The sequence below is a fragment of the Pseudocolwellia sp. G5-9 genome (assembly GCF_055808995.1).
Genome location: NZ_CM147893.1, coordinates 4,327,283 through 4,339,923 on the forward strand (window position 1 = coordinate 4,327,283; position 12,641 = coordinate 4,339,923).

At 35.8% G+C, this 12,641-nt stretch carries 10 protein-coding genes; 5 read left to right on the top strand and 5 right to left on the bottom strand.

Annotated elements, in window-relative coordinates:
• The first annotated feature begins 72 nt into the window (after positions 1-72).
• From AC0L5Q_RS18890 to rpoS, 4 genes are all read left to right on the top strand, one after another.
• Positions 73-735 (top strand): protein-L-isoaspartate(D-aspartate) O-methyltransferase, encoded by a 663-nt coding sequence (locus AC0L5Q_RS18890; protein WP_473613096.1) that lies wholly within the window; start codon positions 73-75, stop codon positions 733-735.
• Positions 735-1,313 (top strand): YqaA family protein, encoded by a 579-nt coding sequence (locus tag AC0L5Q_RS18895; RefSeq protein WP_473613097.1) that lies wholly within the window; start codon positions 735-737, stop codon positions 1,311-1,313. The genes AC0L5Q_RS18890 and AC0L5Q_RS18895 overlap by 1 nt, the downstream gene beginning before the upstream one ends.
• A gap of 78 nt (positions 1,314-1,391) precedes the next feature.
• Positions 1,392-2,201, top strand: a complete 810-nt coding sequence (locus AC0L5Q_RS18900; protein WP_473613098.1) for a peptidoglycan DD-metalloendopeptidase family protein — start codon at positions 1,392-1,394, stop codon at positions 2,199-2,201.
• Between the two features lie 84 nt (positions 2,202-2,285).
• Complete coding sequence (gene rpoS, locus AC0L5Q_RS18905) at positions 2,286-3,191, top strand: RNA polymerase sigma factor RpoS (RefSeq protein WP_473613099.1); 906 nt, start codon at positions 2,286-2,288, stop codon at positions 3,189-3,191.
• 1,277 nt (positions 3,192-4,468) lie between these two features.
• Here the strand turns inward: rpoS and mutS are convergent.
• The 5 genes from mutS to AC0L5Q_RS18930 form a co-directional block, all read right to left on the bottom strand.
• Entirely contained in the window at positions 4,469-7,066 is a 2,598-nt protein-coding gene (mutS, locus tag AC0L5Q_RS18910; RefSeq protein ID WP_473613100.1) for a DNA mismatch repair protein MutS, read from the bottom strand.
• A 439-nt stretch (positions 7,067-7,505) separates the two neighbouring features.
• Positions 7,506-8,963, bottom strand: a complete 1,458-nt coding sequence (locus AC0L5Q_RS18915) for an NAD-dependent succinate-semialdehyde dehydrogenase (protein ID WP_473613101.1) — start codon at positions 8,961-8,963, stop codon at positions 7,506-7,508.
• Positions 8,960-9,403 carry a homoprotocatechuate degradation operon regulator HpaR gene (hpaR, locus tag AC0L5Q_RS18920; RefSeq protein ID WP_473613102.1) on the bottom strand — a complete coding sequence of 148 codons (444 nt, stop codon included), beginning with the start codon at positions 9,401-9,403 and terminating at the stop codon, positions 8,960-8,962. The genes AC0L5Q_RS18915 and hpaR overlap by 4 nt, the downstream gene beginning before the upstream one ends.
• Before the next feature lie 2 nt (positions 9,404-9,405).
• Entirely contained in the window at positions 9,406-9,660 is a 255-nt protein-coding gene (locus AC0L5Q_RS18925; protein WP_473613103.1) for a fumarylacetoacetate hydrolase family protein, read from the bottom strand.
• Between the two features lie 16 nt (positions 9,661-9,676).
• The gene (locus AC0L5Q_RS18930) at positions 9,677-11,095 is read right to left on the bottom strand and encodes a pyridoxal phosphate-dependent decarboxylase family protein (RefSeq protein WP_473613104.1); all 1,419 of its coding nucleotides are present in this window, start codon (positions 11,093-11,095) and stop codon (positions 9,677-9,679) included.
• A gap of 115 nt (positions 11,096-11,210) precedes the next feature.
• Between AC0L5Q_RS18930 and AC0L5Q_RS18935 the strand changes: the two genes are divergently transcribed.
• A complete protein-coding gene (locus AC0L5Q_RS18935) occupies positions 11,211-12,608 on the top strand; it encodes an aminotransferase-like domain-containing protein (protein WP_473613105.1) in 1,398 nt (465 codons plus the stop codon).
• Positions 12,609-12,641 lie beyond the last annotated feature (33 nt).

A 12,641-nucleotide genomic window follows, 5' to 3' on the forward strand; every position in this document is an offset into this window, starting at 1 on the left:
AACAAAAAATGAGTCCGTTTGGTATAACTGTGTTGTTAGCTAAACCATAAAAAAAATAAAAATGAGTAGAATATGAATGTCAGAGTAGGAAGTCGTATTGGTGGGAAGTCTAGCCGAAGTGGAGAAATACTGGCACAAAAATTACATGCAGAAGGAATTGTGAATAAAGACGTACTACAAGCTATTGCTCGTACGCCGAGACATATTTTTGTTCCTGAAATATTAGCCCATAAAGCATACGACAATACTGCTTTACCTATTGGGCAGGGACAAACTATTTCACAACCCTATATAGTCGCAAAAATGACAGAGTTACTTTTAGCAGACGGTGTGCCTGATAGTATTTTAGAAATAGGCACAGGGTCTGGTTATCAAACGTCGATTTTAGCGCAGCTATCTCCAAAAATATTTTCAGTAGAACGTATTAAGTCACTGCAATGGCAAGCCAAAAGAAGATTGCAGGCAATGGACTTACATAATGTATCAATGAAACATGGCGATGGTTGGAAAGGCTGGAAGAGTAAAGCGCCTTTTCAAGCCATTATTGTTACAGCCGCACCTAATTCTGTTCCGCAAGACTTGTTAGATCAACTTGCTGAAGGAGGTCGATTAATTATACCGGTTGGCGAACAAACACAAATTTTAAAAATTATTACACGGCAAGGTGAGCAATTTAAAGAACAGCAAGTTGAAGCTGTGCGTTTTGTTCCTCTTGTACCTGGAGCTTTATCTTAATGAAAATATTTTCTGCCCTTTATGATTGGACGCTAAAATGGGCAAAGCATAAATTTGCTCCTTATATATTGGCTTTTTTATCCTTTTCTGAATCAGTGATCTTTCCTATTCCGCCCGATGTATTATTGGCACCTATGGTTTTATCGAAACCTGAAAAAGCATGGCGATTTGCTAGCATAACAACTATAGCTTCAGTAGTAGGAGGTGTATGTGGGTATATTTTAGGTTATTTTATGTTTGAACCATGGATTCAACCTATTATCAGTGAACTTGGTTATCAACACCGATTAGATCAAGTGATGGATTGGTTTTCTCAGTATGGTGTTTGGGTGGTTTTTATTGCAGGATTTTCACCTATACCTTATAAGTTGTTTACTGTAAGTGCTGGCTTTCTTCATATGGCCTTTATTCCTTTCTTAATAGCATCAGCTATTGGTAGAGGCATGCGATTTTTCTTAGTGGCTGGTATTATTCAATGGGGCGGGGCTGCAATGGAAGATAAACTAAGAAAATCGGTTGATAAAATAGGTTGGGGAATTGTCATTATAATCGTAATCGTTTACTTTATTTTGCGTTAAGTTGTTTTTAATTTATTAAGTAGTGTTAAGTTAATTTAAGTATTTTTAAGTTTTAAATTTGAGAATGAAAGTTTATATATGAATAGAAATAAAGTTATCGTTTTTACTTTTTATACGCTTATTATTCTATTTTTGGCTAGTTGTTCTACTCGTAAGTCTCCAGCGCCTGTTGTAGACGTTCAAGGCTCGGTTCCTTTAAGTAAAAAAATTCGTAATAGCATTAAAGCTACAGAATATATTGTAAAAAAGGGAGAAACCTTATATTCAATAGCCTGGCGCTCAGGTATTGATGTACGTGAAATTGCTAAAATCAACAAAATACCACCTCCTTATGAAATTTTCCCTGGGCAAAAACTCAACTTAACTAACAAATTTATACCATCTGTTAAAAAGACGTTACAAAAAGGTAAAACTTATACCGAAAAACCTAAAGTTGTAAAAAAACCTATTGCACAGATAAAAAATCAAGCGTATGGTAAAAATGTAGTCGATAAACGGATTGACATAGATCAAAAAGTTAGAAAATGGGTATGGCCTACTAAAGGTAAAGTTATTACTTATTTTTCGTCTACACAGAAAATGAGTAAAGGTATAAATATTGCAGGCAAAAGAGGACAAGCTGTTTTGTCTACAGCAGATGGTAAAGTCGTTTATGCTGGAGACGCGCTCAGTGGATATGGCAAGTTAATTATTGTGAAACATAATGATGATTATCTTAGCGCATATGCCCACAACGATCATATATTGGTTAAAGAGCAACAAACAGTGAAGGCTGGCGATAAAATTGCCAAGATGGGAAGTACAGACGCTGATAAAGTAATGCTTCATTTTGAAGTACGATTTAGAGGAAAGTCAGTAGACCCAATGAAGTACTTGTCGAAAAAATAATAATAATAATAAGTAGAATTTAATGGAGTTAACGTGAAGAACTAATTAGTAAGTTTAGCTTAGCTAAAATACGGGAGATATAGCATGAGCATTGATACTAGCAATAAAAACAAATTATCAAATGATAAAATAAAAATATCAGAAGAAACCACATCGAACTTAGATGCAACTCAGATCTATTTAAGTGAAATTGGCTTTTCCCCTCTTCTAACAGCAGAAGAAGAAGTTTACTTTTCTCGCCTTGCACTAAAAGGTGACGAACCCTCAAGAAAACGTATGATAGAGAGTAATCTACGTTTAGTTGTAAAAATATCTCGTCGTTATAATAATCGTGGTTTACCTCTATTAGACCTTATTGAAGAAGGTAATTTAGGACTTATCCGTGCTGTTGAAAAGTTTGATCCAGAACGAGGATTTAGATTTTCTACTTATGCAACATGGTGGATACGTCAAACGATTGAACGCGCTATCATGAATCAAACACGTACCATACGTTTACCTATTCATGTAGTAAAAGAACTTAATATTTATTTACGTACAGCCCGAGAATTGATTCAAAAATTAGATCATGAACCTACCGCAGAAGATATTGCACAAGAGCTAGATGTACCCGTTAAAGACGTAACCAAAATGCTGCGTTTAAATGAGCGTATAACGTCGGTTGATAGCCCTTTTGGTGGAGATGCTGAAAAAGCCTTGTTAGATATTATTCCTGACGAAAAAGGTGGTAGCCCTGAAACTAAGCTGCAATCAGAAGACATTAAAAGTAATATTGTTAACTGGCTAAATGAACTTAACTCAAAACAACGAGAAGTATTAGCAAGACGCTTTGGTTTACTTGGATATGAAGCCGCCACTTTAGAAGATGTTGGTACTGAAATAGGTTTAACACGTGAACGTGTTCGCCAAATTCAAGTGGAAGCATTGAAACGTTTACGTGATATTTTAAGTCAACAAAACTTATCAATAGAAGCTATTTTTCAAGCATAAAAATTGAGACTTGATCACACCTTAACATATTCTAATGTTAAGCCCAGCAGGGGAACGGCATGTACCGTTTATCCCTGCTATTTAATTTCCTTATCATTATCTTTTTTAATAACCCCATTTCATTAAATTATTCTCGGCTTGTGCTGGTTAAAACTCTCTATGGTAGTATTGCCGCAACTAGCAGCTGCTCAATAGAGCGTTTATTTTTCTTCTGCATAAAAAATCTCCTAAGAACGAGTATAAATAATCAATGGGTTATTGCGATTGATATTATATACCCGTTGCCAATGAAGAGCCTATTTCAGAGCACTTGAACTATATCAATTCAAGGCAATGCTTTGTAATAATGGTCGTTCCCTTTTAAAAAGCATTGTTGATGAAGTGATTTTTCTCAAGCGCTTCTTCGATGGGCCTAAAAACAATTTAGCCGCGTTATTAACTTTAGTAAGGTTCTTGGACGGATCTAGGACATTAGCGTAACGCAGGAGCTGCTACAGAGAATAACCATGACATAAACTTAATGCCTTACTTCCAGGATGTAGACCTTATATTTTGTTTGGAACGTAAAATTTGTACCTAAATTTTTTTAACTCCCACTAAAACTCGCATCTTGAATAGTTACGGGTATATACCCGTTTAAATGGCTAATGACATCGTTATTTATTTAATCATTAGAACACTTCCTTATTAAAATAAATACATAGCCTTAATAGAACTTAACTGAATTAATGACACTTAACTGATTAAACAAATAATCAATTGTAGATTTAATTTCGTAGGCATTAACGACTGTCTAGAAAAATTAGGATCTGTTGATTTTCATGTTTGTTGAGCTTGGCGCAAGGGATCTAGCATAGTTGTCTATGTAAATTCTTTGCAACAATGAGCAATAAGCATTTAAACGGATCCGTAATACAGGGGTTATTTGCCATTTCTACTGCGTTATCCCTAATATTTTATATTTGTTTGGCGTCCAGCCGATTTTATTTGACTTCATTTAATATACAATTTGCATTACACAATAGATATGGACTGCATACGTATTCAGCATTGATTGTTTTTCATTAAAGTTTGAGTAGGGTGAAGATATGCGTGAAGTTAGATTTTTTTATTTAAAATTAATTTAAATCAGTAGGTTGTTTTGTTTTTTGTTGTAGAGAAAGTTACAAGGAAGTGTAAATACTATTAAGATTTAAAATAAGTCAGTTGATGAATACGTATGTAATACAACATAAAAATTAAGGTGCGAATGAGTATTCACACCTTAACTCTTTCAGCTAAATTTTAGCTTTCAAGGTAAATAATAAATCAAGTGCTTGTCGAGGCGATAAATCATTTAAATCTGTATCTTTCAACGTATTTACTACAGGATGATCTTCATCAATTAACGACAATTGTTCAAAGCTAGTGTTATCACTTTGCGGGGCAGGTGACACCTGATGTGAACTAGATTTAGACGATATAATTTGTTTATTTTCTAATTCAGTTAAACGCTGCTTAGCACGGCTAATTACTGAATTTGGAACACCCGCAAGTTTAGCTACTTGAATACCAAAACTTTTACTTGCTGCGCCTTGCTGAACCTTATGCATAAAAGCAATGTTGTCGTCATGTTCAATGGCGTCTAAATGCACGTTATCTAATAATTCAAACTCATCAGACAATAAAGTCAGTTCAAAATAATGAGTCGCAAATAAAGTGTACGCTTTTATTTGGCTGGCGAGCATTTCTGCACATGCCCAAGCTAACGAAAGACCATCGTAAGTGCTGGTGCCTCGGCCTATTTCGTCTAACAACACTAAACTTTTATCGGTAGCATTATGTAAAATATTCGCCGTTTCTGTCATTTCAACCATAAAGGTTGAGCGGCCGCTAGCTAAGTCGTCAGATGCACCTATGCGCGTAAATATTCTATCTACCATACCTATTTCAGCTGAACTTGCTGGTACATAACAGCCAATATGCGCTAACAATACAATTAAAGCGGTTTGTCGCATATAGGTAGATTTACCGCCCATGTTTGGCCCTGTAATAATTAACATTTTATGCTTTTCTGATAAATGTACGGGGTTAGCAATAAACGCATCGTTTGTCATTTGTTCAACAACAGGGTGGCGTCCATCGTCAATTAAAATACCAGATTGCTCAGTTAATGTAGGTTTTACATAATTTAAGGTTTGGGCTCTTTCTGCAAAAGTATTTAATACATCAAGTTCTGAAATAGCATCAGAAAGCTCTTGTAGAGCGATTAATTCAGGTAATACTAAATCGAATAATTCATCGTATAGCCTTTTTTCTAACGCTAAAAACTTACTTTGTGCACCTAATACTTTTTCTTCGTGCTGTTTTAATTCGTTAGTAATAAAGCGTTCGTTATTTTTTAAGGTTTGGCGTCTAATATAATCATCAGGAACATCGCCCGATGCACTTCGGCTTATTTCAATGTAAAAACCATGAACCTTGTTATAACCCACTTTTAACGATTGAATACCCGTGCGTTCTTTTTCGCGTTGCTCTAGTTGCGCTAAAAACTCTGTTGCGCCGTCACTTAAATCTCTTAGTACATCTAATTCTTGGTTGTAACCGGGGGCGATAACGCCGCCATCACGAATTAATACAGGAGGGTTTTCAACAACAGCATTTTCTAATAACGTTTGAATGCTAGGTAATGGCATGCTTTTTAGTGCTAAATCGTGCATGTAGCCTGATGTTTTAATACTTAAAATATCTTGAAGTTCAGGCAAGCGTTGTAATGAATCACGTAAACGAGCAAAATCTCTTGGGCGAGCAGAGCGAAGTGCTATACGAGAAACTATACGTTCAATATCACCAAACGATTTTAATGTAGCAAATAAATCAACATATAAATCATGCGTTAAAATATCTTCAATCACTTGATGTCGATTATTTAATACCGACAAATTTCTTAACGGAAAATGAATCCAACGTTTCAATAATCGTGAACCCATAGGGGTTGCGCTGTTATCTAAAATGTCGGCTAACGTACAGTCGGTGCCGCCTTTTAAGTTAAAAGTTAACTCTAAGTTTCTTCTGGTTGCCGCATCTAAAATAACGCCAGTGGCTGCTGATTCAAAAATAACCGATCTTATATGGGGAAGTTCAGAACGCTGACATTCTTTAACATATTGAAATAAGCAACCCGCCGCAGCTAAACCAAACGTTTTATCTTCAACACCAAAACCCGTAAGTTCTTTGGTATTAAACTGTTTATTTAATAGCGACTTAGCTGTGGCGAGATCAAATTCCCACTCTGAACGCCTACGTAATCCTTTATGATTAGAAATTAATGAAAAGTCAGAGAAATTTTCAGGATAAAGCAATTCAGCAGGGTTAAGCCTTTGTAATTCAGCTTGTAATTGTTCTTTAGTGTTCGGCTCGGTAATAACAAAACGGCCACTAGTAATGTCTAAATAAGCTAAACCAAAATAGTGCTTATTTTTTTGTATGGTTTCGCTAATAGCAACAATTAAGTTGTCTTGTTTATCGGTTAATAAAGCTTCATCACTAACGGTCCCTGGTGTTACTACACGTACAACTTTACGTTCGACAGGTCCTTTACTGGTAGCGGGATCACCAATTTGCTCACAAATAGCAACCGACTCGCCTAATTGCACAAGTTTAGCTAAATAGTTTTCTACCGCATGATAAGGAACACCTGCCATAGGTATAGCATTACCACCCGTTTTACCGCGTGCAGTTAAAGATATATCTAAAAGATCAGAGGCTTTTTTAGCATCATCAAAAAATAATTCGTAAAAATCACCCATACGATAAAAAATAAGAATATTAGGGAATTCCGCTTTTATCGTAAGATATTGGCGCATCATAGGTGTGTGTTGTGATAAATCTGTCATATTTTTATTGTGGAGTTCTTAAATTTAATTGCTGGTTTATTATCTAGTTTGAGTATTTATATACATGATAAAGGTAACATTTGTCGGTTTACTTTAAATACTCAAATAAGGTGAAAGCCTATATTACGCTAGTAATAACTTGTTGTTGCTTATAATACTTTGGATAGAATCATAGGGCTAGTGATCAATCTTAAAACTCAACGTTTGATTTGGTATTGTTGTTCTATGTAAATTTCTTGCAATAATGAGTAATAAGCATTTAAACGGCTCCGTAGGGCAGTGGTTATGTTGTATTTTTACTTGAGCTATGTCTAAAGTTTGCTGGGGAAGTAGCTTTTTGAATAATTATTACGTACTACTTTGATAAGGTTGTGATGAATTTTATATTTAGACTCCCCTGTTTAAGGTATTTAAACAGGGGAGTAGCTATGAACAGGGATTAACTATTAAGTCCACTGAAACATATATATTTCACTTCTGTATAATCATCAAGTCCATATTTAGAGCCTTCTCGTCCATTACCTGATTCTTTAATCCCCCCAAAAGGGATCATTGCTGAACTAATAGAAACTTCATTGATACCGACCATACCATATTCAATATTCTTAGCCATTCTCCATGCACGTCCAAGATTATTGGTAAATACATAAGAAGCTAAACCAAATTCTGTATCGTTAGCCATATCAACAACTTCTTGTTCGTTACTAAATCTAAAAATTGAAGCAACAGGACCAAAAATTTCTTCACTAAATATATCCATGCTAGTGTCAAGGTTGGTAAGGATTGTTGGTTCGAAATAGCACGCGCCTAAAGATGATATTTTTCCACCTATTTTAACTTCAGCGCCTTGTTTAATCGCTCGTTGAACTAGATTGTCCACATCATTAGCTGCTTTTAAAGAAACTAATGGGCCGTGAGTTGTATCTGTATCAATTCCATTACCTAATTTAAATAGCTTAACTTTGTTAGTTAACTTAGTTACAAATTCTTGGTAAATATTATCTTGCACCATGATTCTATTAGCGCAAATACAGGTTTGTCCAGAGTTTCGGAACTTAGATATTATCGTTGCATCCACTGCTTTATCTAGGTCGGCATCATCAAAAATAATTAATGGCGCGTTACCACCTAATTCCATTGATGTTCTTTTAACGGTATCAGCACATTGTTTCATTAGTACTTTCCCTACAGGTGTAGAGCCAGTAAATGTTAACTTACGTACAATAGGACTGTCGGTAAAAACTTTCCCTAATTCACGTGATTGACCAACAATAACATTGATTACACCAGCAGGAATACCTGCGCGGTCTGCTAATTCAGCGAGTGCTAATGCAGATAAAGGGGTTTCTGAGGCCGGTTTAATAACAATGGTACAGCCAGCAGCTAACGCAGGAGCTGCTTTTCGGGTAATCATAGCGTTGGGGAAATTCCATGGTGTTATTGCAGCTACTACACCAACTGGCTGTCGAATTACTACGCCTTGGGCATTTGAGCCAGATAAGTTAATCGTATCGCCATAAATACGTTTAGCTTCTTCTGCAAACCATTCAACATAGCTTGCGCCATAATCCACTTCACCAAGAGATTCAGCGAGTGGTTTCCCTTGTTCAAGGGTCATTAACGTAGCAAGATCTTTTCTATTAGCAATAATCAAATCAAACCACTTTTTAAGTAATTCAAAGCGTGTTATTACGGAGGTGTCTTTCCATTGTTGAAAAGCTTCATCAGCGGCAGCAATTGCATCTTTGGCATCTTGTTCGCTAGCAAGGTTTAAATTCGTAATGACGTCACCCGTAGCAGGGTTAGTTACGTTTACTTTATTGTCTGCTTCTGATAACCACTTTCCGTTGAGGTAACTGCTGGATTTTAATAATGTAGTGTCGATTAAGTTGGTCATGAATCTTCTTCTAAAGTGTTTATTAGGTCATCTAATAGTTCGTAAAGTAGCTCTAACTTTCTGACACCATACTTTTCTTCTATTTCAGCATATCTTTCAACAGATTTTGGCGCTACTTTAGCAAATAACTCTTGGCCAAGTTCGGTCAATACTATGATTGATCGGCGCTGATCACTATCAACAGCTTGGCGTTCGATTATTTTTATTTGATCTAAATGATTTATAATTCGGGAAAGACTTGGCATAAGTAAATGGCAGCGCTTTGCTAATGTACTGATGTCAAGGCCGCTTTCATGCTCCAAAGCTCGAATAACACGCCACTGTTGTGATGTTAAATCATGTGCCTTAAGTGACGGGATAAACTTTTTCATCACTGCTTCTCTTGCTTTCAACAAGGTCATTGGCAGTGAGCGTTCGAAACTACGGAGTGCATTGGTCATAACTATAAAACTTCGTCCTTAACACCATTAACTAAGGTACCCACACCTTCAACTTCTATTTCAACAACATCACCTGGTTTTAAGTGGAAAAATTTAGAAAAATAGCTAATGATATATTTAAAAGGAAACATCATACTCGCTGTCGTATCATTTTGTCTAACCTCACCTTCGTAATCTAGCTTGTGAGACTCTGGTGGACGAATAAGAGGTAAGGTTAATGCTATTGATATTGGAGAAAACCTTTGAGGTAAAGCCAATATCAATAGTATTTTTTTATAAACTGAAACGACTCTTCATCTTTTCATCAACATCTATTAACACGGCTTTGGCTATTTCAATATCATTTAAGTCTGTTTGCCAATTACTAATAGCGGCTCTTATTATTGTTTTGCCTTCCCATTGTCCGGGGCTTAAAAATAAGCGTCCGTCTTTGTTTATTTCATTTAAATACTCAGAGGTAAGCTGATTTGCTGCTTCTACTGATAAGCCTTTCGTTGTAGGTTTAAATAACACTACGTTAAGTTGGCAAGGAAATACGAGATCATACCGATCAGAGTCTTCAATAAAATTCGCCAATGTTTTTGCTGAATGAATGTTAGATTCTACCCAATGCTTAATACCTGATTCTCCATAAGCTATTAATGATAACCAAATTGGCAGAGCGCGGAAGCGACGAGAGTTTTCAATGCCTAACGACATAAAGCTGGGTTCTTTGCTATTACTAACTAAATAAGGCGCAGGTACATCGCAAGTGTCAAATAATGCTTGGCGATGTTGTGTTAAAAATACACCACATTCGTAAGGTACATTTAGCCATTTATGACAGTCTAAAGTTATGCTGTCGGCTAGTTCTATGCCTTTCGTTTTTCCGTTTACACCATTAACGAGTCTTTCAAAAATACCAAAAGCGGCATCTACATGTAGCCATGCATTATATTTTTTACATAACTTACTTATGGCGACTAAATCGTCAAAATCGGTTGCGGTTACTGTTGCTGCACTGGCAATAACGAGTTTGCCTTTACTGGAACTTTTAGCCAACAATTGCGCTAATGCACTAACGTTTATTTTTTCAGATTGATTGAGTGCTGGAATATAGCTGATTTGTTGTTGTCCTAAACCTGCCATTCCTAAGCTTTTGATCATACTTGCATGAGGTGTAGTGGTGAACACTTCTATTTCTAAATTAAATAATCCTTGTTTTGCGACATCAATTCCTTGTTGGTTTCCAATAAACTGGCGAGCAGTAATTACCGATAAAAAATTAGCTGCGGTGGCGCCTGTTGTTAAAGAACCTTTGAAGGTATTTGGTAATTTAAATAATTCACATAACCATTGAAGGGTTTGGTTTTCAATTGCTGAGCTAATAGAGTCTCCATCTTTTGAAACATTTTGGTCAAAAGTAGATACCAACCAATCGGCTAAGGTGGCAATAGGGGTTGCTCCTCCTGTTACAAATCCCCAATATCTAGGACCTCTGCTGGCAGAAAGGTGCGGAATAAGATTGGTATCTATATGGCTAAGGGTTTCTTTTAATGATCGCCCGTTTTTGCTTAAAGAAGACAATTCAACTTTTTGATTTTTACTTGCAACAGGTCGATTATCAATTGATTGAATAAATTGAGAGGTTATTTCAGAAAATGCTGATATATATTGCGGTAAATTGTCCCATTCATTTTTTGTTGGCTTCATGTTTAACACCTTAATGACGATTCTTAGTAAGGATTAGTATAAATAAAAGCATGTTTGGGTACAGATACAGTATTGTGTTACTTTTAGGGTACAGATTGGTGGGCTATTTGTAACGATGAAAAAACAACCTATATATAAACAGTTAGCAAAAAATATTATTGAGAAAATATCTTCAGGAGTTGTAAGCCACGGAGATAAATTACCTTCATTAAGAGTGTTTTCTGTGCAACAGCAAGTGAGTGTAAATACAGCTATTCGTTGTTATGAGTATTTAGTTGATTTAGGTTACGTTGAATCTGAGGCTAAATCAGGGTTTTTAATTAGAAAGCCTCAACATAAAGCACAGCTAAATGAATTCCCTCAATTTAAAGGTGAAATAAAAGAGGTTAACAAAAAACTGTACAGTAATAATCAAAATAGGTCGTCTTTTACACCATTATTAACAGCACAGGTTAGTCCTGAATTTGTACCAATTAACCTATTAAAAAGCGCGTTCAATAAAGGCTTTCAAACACAAAATATCGATCAATTTATTTATAGTTCGGCTCAAGGAAACCAAGCGTTAATAAATGCTTTAATTGAGCACTTTTCTTACAAAGGTTTTGCACTCAAGCAGCAAGAATTGTTAATTACCCACGGTTGTATTGATGCTGTAGCAACGGCTTTAAATGTAGTAAGTAAACCGGGCGATACTATTGCTGTTAACTCGCCATGCTTTAATGGAATACTCGAACTTTTAGCCTTGTATGATAGAAAAGTTATTGAAATACCCAGTACAAACAGCGGATTAGACTTAAACCAGCTTTCTCGTATTGTTGAAAAACATACTATTGCAGCGTGTTTATTTAGCAGTAACTTCCAAAATCCAACAGGACATTCTTTATCTGCTGAACAAAAGCAGTGGTTAGCCAATTTTGCAGCACAACATAAACTTCCTATTATTGAAGACGATGTATTTATTGAATTACATCATCAAGGTGTTATGCCTTTACCTATTAAACATTGGGATAAAGAAGGTTGGGTACTTTGGTGTAGTTCTGTATCAAAATCTCTCGCGGCGGGGTTACGGTTAGGTTGGTGTGCAGCGGGCCGCTTTAGTGAAACCTTTAACTATCATAATAAAGTAAAAAACCTTGGGGTTAATCAGCCTATTCAAAAAGGTGTCGCTGAATTTATTAATAGAGGACACTATGCTCGGCATATTAAAAAAATCAATCAAACCTTATTAGTGCAGATAGCGTCTTATCGACGTTTTTTATATGCTATTTTACCCAAAAATACGGTTATTTCAGATCCTAAAGGTGGTGTAGTTCTATGGGTTAAAGTACCGAATATAGACACTCGTCTACTGGAAAAACACTGTTTAGATGAGGGCATTTATATCCGCTCGGGTTATTTGTTTAGTACCCAAAAATTCTACAGCGATTGTTTTCGCATAAATGTAGGTTGGCCGCTTACTGAGCAAATTAAAAATCAATTAAAGGTATTAGCTCAGTTTCTTAAAACAGAGTGAGTATAACTGAATGCTTCTAAAATTGCTTTCTGC